Origin of the sequence: Micromonospora craniellae (assembly GCF_014764405.1) — a bacterium.
Classification (GTDB): domain Bacteria; phylum Actinomycetota; class Actinomycetes; order Mycobacteriales; family Micromonosporaceae; genus Micromonospora; species Micromonospora craniellae.
Genome location: NZ_CP061725.1, coordinates 5,896,982 through 5,914,994 on the forward strand (window position 1 = coordinate 5,896,982; position 18,013 = coordinate 5,914,994).

The following is an 18,013-nucleotide window of genomic DNA, read 5'->3' on the forward strand; positions in this document are numbered from 1 at the left end:
TCGTGTTGACTGCGGACGACCCAGGGTGAGGCCTGTGCGGAATCGAGCTGCCTGAGGAACATCCGTCGGTGCGTCAACCCGTCAGGACGGTGGTGGACGGTGGTGGGTGGGCGGGCGGAGGGTCGTGGCGCAGGAATGCCGTGGCCCGTGTGTCGAGTTGCTTGGCGAAGGCCGGAAGGCGGGTGCCGAAGCTGCTGAGTTGGGTTCGGATGTTCTTCACGGCCGAGGATGCGCGGCCGGATCTGACGCCGACCATGGCGTCCAGGGCGTGGTTCCAGTTCTCGGTTGCCTCGCGCAGTCGCCCTTGTTTGCATTGCACGTCGGCGAGGTTGCCAAGCGTCAGGGTATGGATGCGTCGGTACGCCTCGGGGTTGCGGGTGGCGATCGACTGGTGGAGTTGGGCTTCGGCAGCAGGAAGGTCGCCCAGGTCGCGGAGGGCCTGACCCGCTTGACTTGCCAGGGATGTCTCGGTGAACCCGCTGGTCTGGATCCAGGTCGGCTCGTCGTCGGGCAGCGCCTTCGCGAGATGAGATTCAGCCGCGTTTATCGCCGCCGAGGCACGGGACTTGTCGTTCGTCGCGGCGTACCCGCGTGCGGTGAGAATGGTGAAGAGCGCGGTTGCGGCCGGGGTTGCTCGTCCCCGCGACCATTCGAGGGAAGCGTCAGCGAGTCGCAGGGCCTCGTGACCATGGCCGAGGTCAACCGCCTGGTGCGCCATCGCTCGCAGGGTGAATCCGGCGAGGGGCCGGTCGTCTGCTTCGTTGGCCAGGCGTAGCGCTTGCACGTAGTAGCGCTGCGCCAGCCCATGCAGCGACGAGTCGAAGGCTTTCCAGCCGGCGAGGTAGGTCATCTCGGCCGCCACGCTGAACATGGCCCTGCGATCGTCGTCGGTGGCGAAGCGTCCTTGGAGGTATCCGGACACGTCAGACGTGAGGTATTGGACAACAGCGAGGCGGGCATGGCCTCCACCGAACCGCTCGTCGGCTCTGCTGAACACCGCGAGCATGTCCCGTACGACGTCGATCTCGCTGCGACCCACAGGGACGGTTCCCCCCCTGGGCGCGCCGCCCCCGCTCCGCGATCTCCTGCCACGAGTCGAGTGGAACCGCGAGCGCTGCCAGCGAGTACAGGGCGGCGCGTCCTAGTTCTCGTCGCTCCAAGTCGGCCCTCCCGATTGTCAGGAGATCGGTAGCCGGGGCGGGCTCCCACCAATCCAGGCCGCCGAGGTCAGGCTCCACAGTACGTCCTCTGAGACGCCTGACCACCAGCAATCCGACCATGACCAGGCGGAACGCGACTACTGCAATAGCCCTGCTCGCGAGGGTGACGGCCCGGACCGGCATCGCGCACAACTGGCGGCGCTTTGCGGATGTCAATGGTCCACTGCGTACTCGGTGATGTACGCGACTCTGCGCTGCGACTCGTACTCCGACACCTGCTGCCGCATCCCGAGGCCCGGCCAGACCGCTCCCCGGAGGCGGCGGTGGTCATGCCGCTTCTGTCTTGAGGCGGCCGTTGCGGTAGGGCTGGGACGGGCGTTGGAAGCACGCCCCGGAGACGCGAGACTCGACGGTGCGGACATGCCGGAAGCCCTGACGGCGGTAGTAGTCGTGCAACCGGTGGTTGCTGGTCCATGCGTCCAGCCGCAACCAGGTCAGCCCGGCCTCGTACGCCCGGCCGCCAGACCAGTCCAGCAGTTCACCGCCCAGGTTTGCACCGGCGTGGTCAAGCGGAATGATCATTTTTGCGGCATAGAGTGCGTCGGCCGGGTCGTCCTGCGGATACCACAGTGCTTCGGGATCTCGGTCGGGCTTCCAGAGGCTGTCGACATCCACGTACGCGGTCAGCGTGATAGTGGCGATCGGGACGCTACCCTCCCACACCATCCACGTCTGCCCGGCGGAGACTGTCGACGCCACGGCGGAGCGGGGCAGCGGGATGGACCATTGTTCTTCGCCCCGGCCGGCGAGCCATGCCACGCGCTCCCGGCGCCAACCCATGATGACCTCGACATCCTTCAACCGGGCCGGCGTGATGATCATTCGGGAGCTTCCGCCGGACGAAACTTGGCGATGATGCGTGTGTCTCCGTGGGTGGTGACGATCTGGTTTCGGTCACCAGCAAAGATGTTGAAGGAGACTCGTATCGGACGGTGCTCGGTGTATCCGGTACGGATGTGAAGCAGGATCGCCGTGCCGGGCTGCAGACCGAGCAGGTTCGTCTCCTCCGGTGTCGGCATCCGCGAGATGTACTCGTCGTAGTAGGCCACCTGCTCATGGCCCCGGTCGGCCAGCAGCTTGGTGGTCCCTTGCGGGATGTCCTTCGGTGAGAGCAGTTCTCGGATCTCCTCGGCCAGGTCAATCGGGTAGTAGGTGTCTTGCAACGAAGACGGTTGGCCGTTGACGTATCTGACGCACCTTCGCAGCACTGCGCCCGAGTCGGGCTCGACGTGAAGGCGTTCGGCAAGATCGGATGAGAGCGACTTGATCGTCAAGGAGAAGTCCTGCGACGCCTCGTAGCCTTGTGCAACCACTTCTGACCGCCACGCGTCTGTCTCAGCCGTCGGTCGGGCGGGCATCTCGGCGCGGTGCGCGTGGAACGTCAGGGTGACTCTCCGACGGACGATCATGCCGCCACCTCGCCCTGGCACTCTCTGCACCAAGCCCTCGTTCACCAGCAGGGCGGTCGCATCGCGAACCGTGTTGCGTGAAGCGCGGTAGCGCTCTTGTAGCTGCGGCTCGGTCGGAAGCCGGTCGCCCTCTCGCAGGGCTCCCGACGTGATCTGGTCTCGCAGTTCGCTCGCGATCTGGCGGTACCTCGGCTGGGCCACGTCACTACCCCTCTTGATGTCGTACCAACCAATCTATCGGTTGGTATTGACTCCATCCCAGTCCGCTGCAATGGTTGGTATGAATCCAATGTTACGGAGCGAGATGAGGCGAGCACTTTATGGAGTGTGGTGTGGGTGACCAAGCCAGCGAGCTGGCCCGGGACATCGAACAAGTCAACCGTGCTCTTGAGTCGAGCCGCGTCTACCTGACCGCTCTCGCTCGGGCCGACGACGTATCTGCGAGAGAAGTCTCGCCCATGAACTTCCTCCTCAACCTCACCGGAAAGCGAGAGTGATCGTGGTTGTCGATCTCGTACCCGTTGCGTTGTTCGGTGGTCTGGTGCCGGGCTTTCTGGTCGGGCTGTTCGCGTTCCGGGTCAAGTCCCGGTGGTGTCCCCGCTGCGGAGGATCCACCACGTCGAGCCCGCCACCAGCGGGACGGCAGTCGTGACCGGCCGCGAGCGACGCGACCACAACTCCGTGCCGATCGGACGCCGGGTGGCGGAGTTGCGCGTCCGCCGGGGCATGAGTCAGCAGGTCTTCGCCGACCGGATCGGCAAGTCGAAGAGCTGGGTCGACAAGGTCGAACGCGGCGTACGCAGTCTGGACCGCTACTCGGTCATCCAGGACATCGCCACCGTCCTGCGCCTCGATCCGGCGACCCTACTCGGCCCCCGACAACCCCCGCCGACAACAGCGCCCCGCCCTGACGGGATCGACGCGATCCGCGCCGCACTCGCCCGCTACCACCGTCAATCCGGCCGGACGGTGCCGCCGGAGCAGGTACGGCAGCAGATCGCGCACGCGTGGATGACCTATCAGCACGCCCATTACGCTCAACTGCTGCGCGCGCTGCCGACTCTGCTCGACACGGTTCACCGCACTCCGGCGCTGCTGGTGCCCGCCTACCGGATCACCGCCTCGATGCTGACCAAGCTCGACGCCGCCGACCTCGCCTGGCTCGCCGCCGACCGGGCCGTCACCGCCGCCGCGAGCAACCCCGACGCCACCGGCGCCGCGACCATCGCCGTCAGCCAGGCCCTGCGCGCACTCGGCCGCGACCATCTCGCGCTCACCGCCGCCGTCACCGCCGCCGACCTGCCGGCACACCACGCCGTACGGGGAACCCTGCTCCTTGAGGCCGGAATCGCCGCCGCCGGTGGCGACGACCGTCGCAACGCCGACGACCTCGTCGACCACGCCGCCGAACTCGCCGACCGACATGCTGACGACACCGACCCACACCACACCAGCTTCGGCCCGACGACCGTGCACCTGGCCCGCTTCCTCACGGCCCTGCACCTCGGTGACATGGCCGAAGCGGTCTGCCGCCACGAGAGTGCTGTCCGCCGCGACGGCTGGCGGCAACTACCCTCCGAACACCGGGCGGCCCACCTCATCGACGCCGCGCGTGCCTACCTCCACGTCGGCAACTACACCGCAGCCGAACGGGGCCCTCGTCGACGCCGACACCATCGCACCCGCCGAAACCCGCTACCGCCCCACCGCCCGTACCGTCATCGCCGAGGTCGCCCGCAGCAGCCCCGCCTCCGCCGGCATGGCCCGACTCGCCACCCTCGCCGGTCTGACCCGGCAGGGCTCGATGGAGCCGGTCGACCGGGATGATCCGCGCCGAGAATCCTGATTCGGCTTCTCCTGCCGGCGGTACCGGGGCGTGACGGTCAGTCGGCGGCGTACGGGCCGGCCGCAGCGGGGGACCACGGCCAGGGCACGTCGCGGAAGGCGGCCTCGACCAGCAGCGCCTCGACGCCGCGCAGGAACGGCTCGACCCGTTCGGCCGGGAAGTACCGGGTGTCGGCGGTGACGACCAGCTCGACCGCGCCGGGCGCGTCGAGCACCTGGACCCGGCAGCGCCACGGGAACCGCGCCAACTCCGGCAGCCAGCGGAACTCGCTGTCGCCGACCATCGCCCGCAGCGTGGTCTCGTCCGGGCCCGTGTCCGTCGGGTCGACGTCGCGGGTCAGGCGGGCGTCGTTGAGGTAGCAGTACGGGGCCAGGAAGGTCCGGTGGTCGTGGCCGAGGTCGGTGAAGGTGCGCTCCCACACCGCCGGGTCGTAGTAGGCGTGCCGGTAGGCGTCCAGCGCTCCCCGCCGGGCCCGGGACAGCAGCTCGGCGAAGCCGGGCCGGTCGGCCAGGTCGAGCCGAGCGAGTCCGATCTGGTTGAGGGTGCCGACCGCGTCCTGGTGCCCGGGCTGGAAGCGGTTGTTGGCCATCACCACGATGCCGCAGGAGTCCTGCCCGCCGGCTCCGGTCAACCCGGCGGCGGTCGCCGCCAGCACGACGTTGGAGGTGCTGACGGCATGCCGGGTCGAGACCAGGCGCGCCGCGTGGTGGACCGCGCGGGAGACCAGCGACCCGCGCCGGTAGCGGGGCGCCGACCCGGATCCGACCGGGTCGGACAGGCTCGCCGCGATGCCGGGAAGCTGCCGCACCCAGTACGCCACCGCCCGCTCCGACCGTCGTCGTTCGGCGTCGCGCTCCCGCCCGGCGAGATCCACCGACTGGAGACCGACCGGCCTGTCCAGCGCGCCGTGCAGCAGGAGCCTCCGCAGGTCACGCAGGACGACGTCGGTGGCGTGGAAGTCGACGGTGGCGTGGCTGAACACCACCACGACCTGGCGTACCCGGCCGTCGACCGTGACCAGGGCGACCCGCAGCGGCCACTCGGTGACGTGGTCGAAGCGTGACTCGCGCAGCCGGGTGGCCAGCTCCGCCGCGGCGGCGCGGCCGTCGGGGTCGTCCGGCGGCCGGGGTACGGCGTGCACGCCGACGGGTAGCCGCCCGGACGCCGCCGTCTCCTGGTGCACCTCGTCGTCCCGGCGGCGGAACCGGGTGCGCAGCGACCCGTGCCGGGCGACCAGCGTGCCGAGAGCCCGCACCGCCTCGGGCACGGTCACTTCGGCCCGCGTCGGCACGGCGAGGGTGCGGGGGAGACTCAGCACCCGGTACGCCTCGGGCGACTCGAACTCCTCGACGGTCCGCCACATGGCGCGCTGCCCCCAGGTCAGCGGGGCGCTGGCGGCCCGCCCGCCCGCGAAGTCCGCGTACACCGTCGCCTCGACGTCCTCGGTGCGGGGCGGGACCGGCCCGGCGGGCGTGGTGGCCTTCGGCGACCAGGGCCACCGCACGTCGCCGAAGGCCGCCTCGACCAGCAACTCCTCCATCCCGCGCAGGAACGGCTCGACGGAGTCCATCGGCAGGTGTCGGGTGTCGACGGTGAGCGTGACGCCCACCGCGTCCGGTTCGTCGACGACGTGGGCCAGCAGGTGCCAGGAGGCCGCGTTCAGCCCGGCGGTCCAGGAGAAGGTGCTGTCCGTCATGGCGGCCCGCAACTCGTCCCGGGTCACCTCGGGTGCCTTGTCGACGCCGCCGAGCGGCAGCCGGACGTCGTTGAAGTAGTGGTGCGGATGGAACGCCGTCCCGTAGTCGAGGCCCCGCTCCTCGAAGGCGTGCCGCAGCGCGGACGGATCGTAGTACGCGTGCCGCAGGCCGTTCAGCGACGCTGTCCAGACCCGGTGCAGCAGCTCGGCGAAGTCGGGGCGCCCGGCCAGGTCCACCACGCAGAAGCCGATCTGGCCGAGGTTGGCCACCGCCTGCGCGTACTCGGTGCGGAACCGGTTGTGGGCCATCGGGAAGAGACCGGACAGCTCGCGCCCGGAGGCGCCGACGGCCATCGCGTGGTATGCGGCGAGCAGCGCGGCGGAGACGCTGACCCGATGCCGGGCGGCGACCAGCCGGGCGGCCTTGTCGACGGCGGAGGAGACCAGCACGCCCCGGCGCAGGTGCGGCTCCAGGCCCGGCCCGGACGGGACCAGTGGCTGCCGGGGGAGCCGGTCGAACTCCCGCAGCCAGTACGCCACCGACCGCTGTGAGCGATGCCGGTCGGACCCGTGCTGGAGCCGGGCCACGTCCACCGACTGCGGGCCGGGCGGCGTGGGCAGGCCGCCGCGCAGCAGGAGCAGCCGCAGGTCGCGCAGCACGATCTCGGCCGCGTTGGCGTCCACCGTGGTGTGGCTGAACACCAGCACGATCTGTCGTACCCGATCGTCCACCGTCACCAGGGCGACCCGCAGCGGCCACTCGGCCGAATGGTCGAACGCGACGTCGCCGAGCCGGTCGGCGGCGTGTCGTGCGGCCTGCGCGCCGTCACCGGTGCCCGCGCAGACCAGCAGCGGGAACAGCCCGGCCGGGGCGGTCTCCTGGTGGTGCCCGCCGTCGACCACCGGGAGCCGGGTGCGCAGCGCGGAATGCCGGCTGACCAGCGCACCCACCGCCTGGGTCGCGGTCGCCACGGTCAATCCGGCGCGCGGGGACACCGGCACGGTCCGCCGCAGGTTGAGGAAGCGGTGATTGGAGCCGAACCGGGCGATCGAGCGCAGGAGCACCTGCTGGGCCCAGGTCGGCGGCGCCGCCCCGGCGCCGCCGCCGGAGAACTCGGCATAGCGCAGCGGTTCTGACGCCCAATCGGCAGGAATCACCGTGTCCGCGAATGGCATTCCCGACGGTACGACGGTCCGTTCCGCTGGTGGATCGATCGATCGAGTCTTACACAGTGGACCGATCAGCTGATCCACCCTGTTGGATGCGGGATGCAAACTACTGACTCCCGTCCGTCATCGGAGTGAGGCATAGCGTGACGAACGTCGACGTGCCAGCCCGAGACACCCCCGCCATCCCGACGGCGACCCCGCCCGCCGGGGCGCCCCGACTCTCCTTCGGCCAGGAACGGATCTGGTTCACCGAACAGCTCACACCCGGCACCGCGGCGTACCTCGTCCACGCGACCGTGCGGCTGCGCGGACCGTTCGACGTCGAGCTGCTGCGGGGCGCCGTCGACGCGACCGCCGCCCGGCACGACAGCCTCCGCATGCGGTTCACCGAGAACGCCGACGGCGAACCCGTCGTGCACGTCGCACCCGACGTACGGGTACCCGTCACCGTCACCGCCGCGCCCGGCGAGGACGACGCCCGCGAGCTGGTGGCCACCTCGGTACGCACCCCGTTCGACCTCGGCGTCGCGCCACTGCTGCGGGTGCTCGTCGTCCGGCTCGGCGACGAGGAGCACCTGGTGCATCTCGTCATGCACCACATCGTCAGCGACGGTTGGTCCCTGACTCTGCTGCTCGACGAGATCGCCGCGACCTACGGCGCACTGCGCGACGGCACGCCCCCGCCCCCGGCACCGGCCACCAGCTACCTGGAGTACGCCGCCTGGCAGCGGGACCGTCTCGACGCGCCGGCCACCGGGGACGGCTTCGCCTACTGGACCAGCACACTGGCCGGCGTACCCGCGCTGGAGCTGCCCACCGACCGGCCCCGCCCGGCCGTGCAGTCGTACGCCGGTGCAACCCACCGCTTCGCCCTCGACGCCGACCTCACCGACGGACTACGCCGACTCAGCCGCGCCCACCGGGCCACCCTCTACATGACCCTGCTGACCGGCCTGCAAGCGGTGTTGTTCCGCTACAGCGGCCAACGGGACTTCGCCATCGGCTCGCCGGTCGCCGGCCGGGTGGTGCCGGAGTCGGAGAACCTCGTCGGTCTCTTCGTCAACACCCTCGCCCTGCGCGCCGACCTCTCCCCGGTCGACGCGACCCCCGACACCGCGACCGCCGAACCCAGCTTCGCGACCCTGCTGCGGCGTACCCGCACCACCGTCGTCCGCGCCCTGGCCCACCAGGAGATACCGTTCGAACGCCTGGTCAAGGAGCTCAACGTCGCCCGGGACGTGAGCCGCTCCCCGGTGTTCCAGGTGCTGTTCACCCTGCAGAACTACGCGCACGGCGGCACCCGGTGGCCCGAGGATCTGCGCGCCGAGGGCGTCGGGACCGACGCGGCCAACGCCCGCTTCGACCTGTCGCTGTACGTCGGCGAGACCGTCGACGGGCTGCGCGGCATGGTCGTCTACAACACCGACCTCTTCGACGCCGCCACCGTACGCGGGCTGACCGCCGGCCTGGAGACGCTGCTGCGCGCCGCGGTCGCCCGCCCGGACCTGCCCGTCGTCGACCTGGACCTGCTCGACGCGGACGAACGGGACCGGATGCTGGCCCTGGGCCGACCCGAGCAGGACGGCGTGGTCCGGGTCACCGGCCCGGCGACGACCCTGGCCGAGCTGATCGCCCCGCATGTCGCCGCCAGCCCCGACGCCCCTGCGGTGGTCTTCGGCCCCGACACGCTCACGTATCGGGAGCTGGACCGGCGGGCCAACCAGCTCGCCCACTGGCTGCGGGGCCGTGGCGTCGGCCCGGACCGGCTGGTCGGGGTGCTGCTGGACCAGTCGGTCGACCTGGCCGCGACGCTGCTCGGGGTGCTGCGGGCCGGTGGGGCGTACCTGCCGTTGGACCCGGAGCAGCCCCCCGCCCGGCTGGGCCTGATGCTCGCCGACGCCTGCCCGACCGTGGTGCTGACCAGCTCCGACCTGCGTGACCGGCTGCCCGCCGAGGCGGCCACGGCGCACCTGGACGAGATCGCCGCCGAGGTCGCGGCCCAGCCCGACACCGCGCCGGACACCGCCACCACCGGCGGGCATCTCGCGTACGTCATCTACACCTCCGGCTCCACCGGCACCCCGAAGGGCGTCGCCGTGGCGCACCGGCAGGTGCTGCACTACCTCGACGGGGTGGCCGACCGGTTCGCGGTCGTCCCGGCCGCCCGGTACGGGCTGATGCAGTCGATGTCGTTCGACTTCAGCGTCACCCTCTTCTATCTGGCGCTGGCCACCGGCGGCGCGGTGCACCTGCTGCCCCGCCGGTGCACCGGCGCCGAACTCGCCGAGCGGCTGCGGACCGCGCGCATCGACTACCTGAAGATCATCCCGTCGCACCTGTGGGCGCTGACCGCCGACGCCGAACCGGGGGAGCTGCTGCCCGCCCGCGCGCTCGTCCTCGGCGGCGAGCAGTCCGAACTGGACCGTGTCGGCCCGCTCGCCGCCGTCGGTCCGGCCCGGGTGTTCAACCACTACGGCCCGACCGAGGCCACCGTCGGCGTCACCACGTACGAGGTCACCGCCGACGGGCCGGCCACCGGGCCGGTGCCGATCGGCCGACCACTGCCGTACGCCCGGGTGTACGTGCTCGACGAGCGGATGCGCCCGGTGCCGGTCGGCGTGCCCGGAGAGCTGTACCTCGGCGGTGACCGGCTGGCGCGCGGCTACCTGAACCGGCCCGACCTGACCGACGAGCGTTTCGTCCCCGACCCGTACGGTCCGCCCGGCGCGCGCCTGTACCGCACCGGTGACCTGGGCCGCTGGCGCGCCGACGGGCAGCTCGTCTTCCTCGGCCGCCGCGACCACCAGGTCAAGATCCGGGGCTACCGGGTCGAGCTCGGCGAGATCGAGGCCGCGCTGCGGGACTGCCCCGGGGTACGGCAGGCGGCGGTGCTGTTGCGCGACGACCGGCTGGTGGCGTACCTGGAAGCGGCACCCGACGTGGCCGCGCCCGAGCCGGCCGCGCTGCGTCGGCGGCTCGCCGACCGGTTGCCCGAGCACATGGCGCCGAGCCGGTGGGTGTGCCTGGACCGGCTGCCGTTGCAGGAGCACGGCAAGGTGGACCGGCGGGCCCTGCCCGAGCCCGTCGACGACGGTCCGACCGGCGAGCGGGAGACGCCGACCGGTCCGGTGGAGACGCTGGTGGCCGACATCTGGCGAGCCGTCCTCGGGGTGGCCGTGGTCGGTGCCACCGACGACTTCTTCGAGCTGGGCGGGCATTCCCTGCTCGCCACCCAGGTGGTGGCCCGGCTGCGTCGGGAGCTGCCCGACGTGGTCGACGGGGGCACACCGGTCAGCGTGATGGACCTGTTCCGCCACCGCACCGTACGCGAGCTGGCCCTGCTGGTCGCCGGGGACGGCCCGGGCGGCGGCGGGCTGTTACACGAACTCACCCCACCGGTGCCCGCCGCCGCCCGGGTCGCCACCCTGGTCTGCGTCCCGTACGGTGGCGGCAGCGCGGTGGTGTACCAGCCGCTGGCCGACGCTCTGCCAGCCGGGTACCGGCTGCTGTCGGTGGCCATGCCCGGGCACGACATCGGCCTGGCCGACGACCCGGCACCCATCGCGGACGTCGCCGCCGAGGTCGTCGCGGAGATCCTGGACCGGGTCTCCGGGCCGCTGATCCTCTACGGACACTGCGGCCCCGGCGGGGCGCTGGCCGTGGAGGTCGCCCGCCGGCTGGAGGCCGCCGGCCGGGACCTGGAGGCGGTGTACCTGGGCGCGGTGTTCCCGTTCGCCCGCCCCGTCGGCGGCCTGCTCGGTCCGCTGTTGCGACTGCGGTTGGCCGAGCGCCTGCGCAGCGACCGGATCTACCGCACCTGGTTGCAGGCGCAGGGCACCTCCGTCGGGTCACTGGCGCCGGACGAGGTCACGTTCCTGATCCGCGCCATGCGTCACGACGCCGAGGTCTCCGAGGAGTACTTCACCGAGCTGATGCGGCAGCGGACCGGCCCGCTGCGCGCGCCGGTCGTCTCCGTGGTCGGCGAGCGTGACCGCAGCACCGACTTCCACGAGGAGCGCTTCCGGGAGTGGCACTTCCTCAGCGACCGCACCGCGCTCGCCGTGATCGACGAGGCCGGACACTACTTCCTCAAGTACCGCGCCGCCGAGCTGGCCGAGATCGTCACCGGCGTACACCGGCACCTCACCGCGCCACCACCCACCGGGCCACCCGGCCCCGGCGCGCCGCCCCGCGCCGAGCCGGTCCCGCCGCCCGCCGCCTCGCCGCGTCCGGACGGCACGGAGCCCGCCTGGCAGCTCGCGGCCGTCTCCCACCGGGGACCGGACGGCCCCCCGGGCGGGAACACCGGGTCGGCCACCGCGCCGCCGCCGAGCATGCGGCGCTTCGGTCTGGTCGCGGCAGGGCAGATCGTCTCCGGCATGGGCACCGCGCTGACCACCTTCGCCGTGCCACTGTGGATCTACACGCAGACCGGCTCGCTGGCCCGGTTCGCGCTCTTCGCGGTGCTCGCGGTGATGCCCGGCCTGCTCGTCGCGCCGCTGGCCGGCGCGGTGATCGACCGGTTCAGCCGGCGACGTGTCCTGCTCTCCGCCTGCGTCGCCGCCGGGGGCGGCAACGCGGTGATGGCGGTGCTGGTGCTGACCGACCTGGCCGAGGTGTGGCACTTCTATCCCTTCACCGCCTGGCTGTCGGTGTCGCTGGCGTTCCAACGGCTCGCGTTCGTCTCGGCGGTGCCGCAGCTCGTGCCCAAGCGTTTCCTCGGCCACGCCAACGGCCTCGCCCAGACCGCTGTCGGCCTCACCCAGTTCACCGTTCCGCTGATCGCCGTGGCGCTGCTCCAGGCCGTCGGGCTGCGCGGCATCCTGCTCATCGACGTGGCGTCGTACCTCTTCGCGATCGGTGTGCTGGCGGTCGTGAAGTTCCCCCGTACGCTCGCCCTGCAACGCCGCGAGAGCATCGGCGCGGAGATCGTCGCCGGGCTGCGGTACGCGCTGCGCCGCCGGGAGTTCCGCGCCATGCTGGCGTTCTTCGCCGCGCTGAACTTCTTCCTCTTCCCGGTGCTGTTCCTGCTCTCCCCGCTGGTGCTGGGCTTCGCCGACCTCAACGAGGTGGCGCGGATCGCGCTGACCGGCGGGGTCGGCGCCGCCACCGGCGGCCTGGTGATGCTGCTCTGGGGCGGCCCCCGGAAACGCCGGATGCGGGCGGTGCTGTTCGGCACCCTCGGTATCGCGGTGGCCGCCGTGGTGACCGGGCTGCGGCCGAACCTGATGGTCATCGGCCTGGGCGCGTTCGGCATGTACCTCGCCCTCGCCATCGTCAACGGCGTCTACAACACGATCATCCAGACCAAGGTGCCGCCCCGGGTGCACGGGCGGGTCTTCGCGCTCAACCAGATGGTGGCGCAGTCCACCCTGCCGCTGGGCTGGGGCCTGGTCGCCCCGTTCGCCGCCCGGGTGACCGAGCCGATGCTGCTGGCCGACGGCGTGCTGGCCGGCACGGTCGGCGCGGTGATCGGGGTCGGACCGGGGCGTGGTCACGGGCTGCTCTACGTGCTGTTCGGCGTCTGCATCGCGGTGACGGCGCTGGTGTCGCTGGCCACGCCGGTGCTGTCCCGCTTCGACGACGAGGTGCCCGACGCGCCCCCGGACGACCTGGTCGGCATCGAGGAACGCCGGGCCCGGTCGGCCGGTGCCGGGGACGAGCGCGTACCGGTCGCCGCGGCCGGCGGGAAGGTGGACTGAGGTGAGTGTGGCGTCTGCGGGCCGGGCCGCCCCCCGTACCGTGCCCGAGCTGCTGGACTGGCGTACCGCCCTGCATCCCGACCGGGTGGCGGTCGAGGTGCACGGGGTGGCCCGGTTGACCTTCGCCGACTGGTCCGCCGGGGCGAGCGCCGTCGCCGCCGCCCTGTCGCGTCGCGGTCTACGTCGCGGCGATTGCGTCGGACTGTACTTCGGCGCCCAGGACTGGACCGGGTTCGCGGTCGCGTACGCCGGGGTGCTGCGCGCCGGTGGCGTCGCCGTGCCGCTCTCCGGCCGGCTCGCCGCCGGGCAGCTCGGGCACGCCCTGGACCACTGCGCGGCCACCACCGTGCTGCACGGCGACCACACCCCCGCCCCGCCGGTGCCGTCCGGTCTGCCGGTCTGGACCTGCGCCGAACTGCTGGCCGAGCCCGCCACCGAGCCATCCCGGGCCGGGCCGACCACCGCCGACCCCGGCGCGTCTGTCGCCCGACGCGGTGACCTCGCGCAGATCCTCTACACCTCGGGCACGACCGGACGCCCCAAGGGGGTGGCCGCCAGCCACGCCAACCTCACCGCCGGTGCCCCGCACCATCCACACCGGCTGGCCCTGGCCCACTCGGAACGGTTCCTGCACGCCTTCGCGATCGGCACCAACGCCGGGCAGACCATGCTGCTCAACGCGTTGACCGCGAAGGCCGCCGCACTCACTCTGCCCCGGTTCACCCCGGCCCGGTTCGCCCGGCTGGTCGAGGCCGCCGGTACCGGCACCGTCTTCGTCGTCCCGTCGATCGCCGTCGAGCTGCTCGACTCCGGTGCCCTGCGCGGGCGGGACACCAGCGGCGTACACCTGATCGGCTCCACCGCCGCGTTCCTCGCACCGGCGGTCGCGGCCCGGCTCGCCGAGGCGTTCCCGCAGGCCACCGTCGTCAACTACTACACCTCCACGGAGGCGGCCCCGGCCCAGACCACGATGATCTACGACCCGTCCCGGCGGGACGCGGTCGGTCGGCCGGTCGGCGGCCAGCTCATGGTCGCCGACGCCGACGGCAAACCGCTGCCCGCCGACACGACCGGAGAGGTCTGGCTGCGCGCGCCCTTCCCCCGCGCCTACTACCGCGACGAGGCGGCCAACCGGGCCACCTTCCGCGACGGGTGGGTCCGCATGGGCGACGTCGGCCGGATCGACGCCGACGGCTACCTGTACCTCACCGACCGGCACCAGGACGTGATCAAGACCGGTGCGTTCAAGGTCTCCACCCTGGAGGTCGAGGCGGCGCTGCACGAGCATCCGCTGGTCGCCCAGGTCGCCGTCGTCGGTGTCCCGCATCCGGTGCTCGGCGCCGCCGTGGCCGCCGCCGTGGTGCCCCGGCCGCAGGCCGGGCCGGACGGCCTGTCCCTGCCCGTGCTGCGGGGTTTCCTCGCGGACCGGCTGGCCGACCACCAGTTGCCCGCCCGGCTCCTGCTGCTCGACGAGCTGCCCCGCAACGAGGGCGGCAAGGTGCTCAAACGGCAGCTCACTCACCTCTTCGAGAACTGACCACCACCAGCACAACCCTGGGAGCAGATGTGGGCACCGCCGAGGCGACCTCCGCACAGCACGCAGTCTGGTTCACCGAGCGGGCCGGCGTCGCCGGCACGGCTTATCACATGGCACTGGGCGTACGGTTCGCCGCCGGACTCGACCGTCGGGCCCTCGTCGCGGCCTGCGAGGCGGTGATCGAACAGCATCCGATCCTCGCGGCCAGGATCACCGGCGACGCCGACGGCACCCCGCGCCTGGCGCCGGCCGACACCCGTCCGACGGTCGGCTTCGGGGAACTGACCGATGCGCGGGTGGCCGAGGAGATCGCCCGCACGTACGACCTGGCGGCCGGACCGCTGGCCCGGTTCACCCTGCTCACCGACGCCGACGACACGCACCTGCTGCTCGTCACCGCCCACCACCTGGTCTTCGACGGCATGTCGAAGGGCATTCTCGTCCGGGACCTGGCCGCCGCGTACGCCGCCGCCCGCGACGGCGGATCCGTGGCCCCCGCGCCCGACGAGTACGCGGGCCTCGCGGCTGCCGAACAGCAACGCGTCACCGTCGACCTGCCCGGCGCCCGCGACTACTGGACGCGGCACTGGTCCGGGCCCGCCGACGTCGTCCTGCCCGGCCTGCGGCGGCTGCCCACCGGCGCGGAGCCCGGTGCCGCCGTGCCCGTCGACCTGCCCGCCGATCTGGTCGACGGCGTCGACCAGGCCGCGCGGTCGATCGGGGTGACCCGCTTCGAACTGCTCTTCGCGGTGCTGCACGCGCTGCTCGCCCGCTACGGCAACCGGGACACCCCGGTCGGGGTGGCGCTGTCCACCCGCACCCCCGAGCAGGCCGACCGGATCGGACTGTTCGTCAACGAACTGCCCGTCGTCGCCGACCCGGCCGGCGGGACCTTCCGCGCGCACGCCCACGCCGTCCGGGCCCGGCTCCGCGAGGTGTACCGGCACCGCGCGGTGCCGTTGGCCCAGGCCGTGTCCGGCCTGCGTCCCGCACCGGCGTTGACCCCGGTCAGCATCGGCTACCGGCGGCGCGGCGGCGCACCGGTCTTCGCCGGGGTGGCCAGCGAGGTCGACTGGACGCTGTTCTGCGGTGCTGCCCGCAACGCGTTGCACGTCCAGGTGGTGGACGCGCCCACCGGCCTCACGGTCAGCCTCCAGCACAGCCCGGCGGCCATCGACACCGCCGTCGTTCGCCGCATCGGCGGACACCTGCGCACCATGCTGGCCGCCGTGGTCGCCGACCCCGATCAACCGGTGGCGGAGCTGCCGCTGCTGCCCGCCGACGAGTTCGACGAGGTCACCCGGGCCTGGAACGACACCGCCCGGGCGTACCCGGCCGACGCCACCGTCCCGGCCCTGTTCACCGCCCGTGCCGCCGTGGACCCGGACGCGGCGGCCGTGGTCGACGGTGACCGGACGCTGAGCTACGCCCAGCTCGACACCGCCGCCGCCCGGCTCTCCGCACTGCTGTGTCGGCGGGGCGTCGGGCCCGGCTCCCTCGTCGCGGTCGCGCTGGACCGCTCCTGGACGGCGGTGGTGACCGTGCTGGCGGTGTGGCGCTGCGGGGCCGCGTACCTGCCGGTCGACCCCGGCCACCCGCCGGCCCGCCGGCAGGCCGTGCTCGCCGACGCCGCCCCGACACTGGTCGTGACCGGCGTCGCCGCGCCGGACCCCGCGTGGCCCACGCTGGTCCTCGACCGCAGCGACCTGCTCGACGGACCGGCACCGACCGAGCCCGTCACCGGTGCCCCGCCGACCGCCGACGATCTCGCCTACGTGCTCTACACCTCCGGGTCGACCGGACACCCGAAGGGCGTGGCGGTGCGCCACGGGGCGCTGGTCAACCTGCTGCTCGGCGTACGCGACCTGCTGGGTGGCGGCCCGACGCACCGGTGGCTGCACCTGACCTCGCTGTCGTTCGACATCTCCACGGTGGAGGTCTTCCTGCCGTTGATCACCGGCGGCACGGTGGTCGTCGCCTCGGCCGTCAGCGCCCTGGACGGCGCCGGTGTCCTGCGGTTGATCCGCGCCGCCGGTGTCACCCACGCCCAGGCCACCCCGTCCGGCTGGCGGGTGCTGCTGGAAGCCGGCCTCGGCGACCGGACCGAGTCGGCGGGCGGGGACGTCCCGCTGGTCGCGGTCGCCGGCGGGGAGGTGTTACCGGTCGCACTCGCCCGGGAGCTGCGGTCGCGCACCGCGCGCCTGATCAACGGGTACGGCCCGACGGAGGCGACCGTGTACGCGACCATGGCGGAGATCCCGGCCGACCCCGATGAGATCACCATCGGCCGGCCGCTGCCCAACGTACGGGCGTACCTGCTGGACGAGGCGGGCCGTCCCACGCCCGTCGGGCTGCCCGGGGAGCTGTACCTGGGCGGCGTCGGGGTGGCCGCCGGCTACCGGGGGCGCGACGATCTCACCGCCGAGCGGTTCGGGCCCGATCCGTTCGGGTCGGCCGGTGACCGGTTCTACCGCACCGGGGACCGCTGCCGGTGGCTGCCGGACGGGCGGATCGAGTTCCTCGGCCGCCTCGACGACCAGGTCAAGATCCGGGGGCACCGGATCGAGCTGGGCGAGATCGAGGCCCGGCTGCTCGACCACCCCGAGGTCACCGCTGCGGCCACGGTGCTGCGGCGTGACGCCGAGGAGCCCCGCCTCGTCGCGTACGTGGTGCCCCGGCCGGGCGCCGTCCCGGAGCCGGTCGAGTTGCGCCGGCACCTGGCGCTGACCCTGCCGGCGGCGGTGCTGCCCAACGACTACGTGACGCTCGACCGGCTGCCGCTGAATCCGAGCGGCAAGGTCGACCGGGCCGCCCTGCCCGCACCGGCGCCCCGCGACGTGGTGGCCGAGACGCCCGGCGGCGTGGTGATCGAGGCATCCGGCAGTGACGACGATCCGGTGGTGGAGCAGCTCCGGCTGATCTGGCAGGAGGTGCTGCGGATCCCCGACATCGGCGTGCACGAGGACCTCTTCGACCTCGGCGGGCACTCACTGACGGTGACCCGGATCAGCGGCCGGATCCAGCAGCGGCTCGGCGTCGAGGTGCCGCTCGACGCCTTCTTCGACACCCCGACCATCGCCGAGATCGCCGACATCGTCCGGCAGTCCGGGAAGGAGTTCTGATGACCGGTATCCCCGACCTGCGGGCACGGATCGCGGAGTTGGTCAGCGAGGCCACCGGAGGGGAGGTCGCGGCGGCCGACGTCCTCACCGGTGGGTCCATGATCGCGTTGGGCGTCGACTCCCTCGGACTGCTGCGCCTGGTCGACGCGATCGAGCTGGAGTACGGCGTCGAGGTCGAGCTGACCGGCGACGGCCGTCCCCTGGACACCCTGGACGACCTCGTGGCGTTGCTGGCCGACGCCGGTCAGTGAGCCGGCTGCCCCGACCGCCGGACCTCGGCCCCGGGTGACACCGGTGCGTCCCCGGCACCG

General features: G+C 72.5%; 9 protein-coding genes. 5 read left to right on the forward strand and 4 right to left on the reverse strand.

The window, feature by feature from the left end; all coding sequences use genetic code 11:
- Positions 1 to 73: 73 nt before the first annotated feature.
- The 3 genes from ID554_RS26810 to ID554_RS26820 form a co-directional block, all read right to left on the reverse strand.
- On the reverse strand, positions 74 to 1,039 hold the full coding sequence (locus tag ID554_RS26810; protein WP_117228869.1) for a tetratricopeptide repeat protein: 966 nt from the start codon (positions 1,037 to 1,039) through the stop codon (positions 74 to 76).
- A 448-nt stretch (positions 1,040 to 1,487) separates the two neighbouring features.
- Positions 1,488 to 2,042 (reverse strand): GNAT family N-acetyltransferase, encoded by a 555-nt coding sequence (locus tag ID554_RS26815; RefSeq protein WP_117228870.1) that lies wholly within the window; start codon positions 2,040 to 2,042, stop codon positions 1,488 to 1,490.
- Positions 2,039 to 2,830 (reverse strand): GntR family transcriptional regulator, encoded by a 792-nt coding sequence (locus tag ID554_RS26820; RefSeq protein WP_117228871.1) that lies wholly within the window; start codon positions 2,828 to 2,830, stop codon positions 2,039 to 2,041. Before ID554_RS26820 ends, ID554_RS26815 begins: the two co-directional genes overlap by 4 nt.
- A gap of 447 nt (positions 2,831 to 3,277) precedes the next feature.
- On the opposite strand from ID554_RS26820, the gene ID554_RS32560 reads away from it, so the two are divergent.
- Positions 3,278 to 4,456: a helix-turn-helix domain-containing protein gene (locus ID554_RS32560; protein ID WP_263407308.1), complete on the forward strand. Its 1,179-nt coding sequence runs from the start codon at positions 3,278 to 3,280 to the stop codon at positions 4,454 to 4,456.
- 56 nt (positions 4,457 to 4,512) lie between these two features.
- Here ID554_RS32560 and ID554_RS26830 read toward each other — a convergent pair whose 3' ends face one another.
- Positions 4,513 to 7,329, reverse strand: coding sequence for a condensation domain-containing protein (locus tag ID554_RS26830; RefSeq protein ID WP_158573771.1), 2,817 nt, complete (start codon positions 7,327 to 7,329; stop codon positions 4,513 to 4,515).
- A gap of 155 nt (positions 7,330 to 7,484) precedes the next feature.
- Here ID554_RS26830 and ID554_RS26835 point away from each other — a divergent pair, with 155 nt between their 5' ends.
- From ID554_RS26835 to ID554_RS26850, 4 genes are read left to right on the forward strand one after another with little or no spacing between them, the layout of a single operon-like run.
- Positions 7,485 to 13,043 (forward strand): non-ribosomal peptide synthetase/MFS transporter, encoded by a 5,559-nt coding sequence (locus tag ID554_RS26835; RefSeq protein ID WP_117228874.1) that lies wholly within the window; start codon positions 7,485 to 7,487, stop codon positions 13,041 to 13,043.
- Between the two features lies 1 nt (position 13,044).
- Positions 13,045 to 14,580 (forward strand): class I adenylate-forming enzyme family protein, encoded by a 1,536-nt coding sequence (locus tag ID554_RS26840; RefSeq protein ID WP_223884271.1) that lies wholly within the window; start codon positions 13,045 to 13,047, stop codon positions 14,578 to 14,580.
- 29 nt (positions 14,581 to 14,609) lie between these two features.
- On the forward strand, positions 14,610 to 17,702 hold the full coding sequence (locus ID554_RS26845) for a non-ribosomal peptide synthetase (protein WP_199489236.1): 3,093 nt from the start codon (positions 14,610 to 14,612) through the stop codon (positions 17,700 to 17,702).
- Positions 17,702 to 17,953, forward strand: a complete 252-nt coding sequence (locus tag ID554_RS26850; protein ID WP_117228875.1) for an acyl carrier protein — start codon at positions 17,702 to 17,704, stop codon at positions 17,951 to 17,953. Before ID554_RS26845 ends, ID554_RS26850 begins: the two co-directional genes overlap by 1 nt.
- The last annotated feature ends 60 nt before the right edge of the window (positions 17,954 to 18,013 follow it).

Coding starts and splice junctions, on each gene's coding strand:
- ID554_RS26850 (WP_117228875.1), top strand. CDS start 17,702: ATGACCGGTATCCCCGACCTGCGGGCACGGATCGCGGAGTTGGTCAGC.
- ID554_RS26815 (WP_117228870.1), bottom strand. CDS start 2,042: ATGATCATCACGCCGGCCCGGTTGAAGGATGTCGAGGTCATCATGGGT.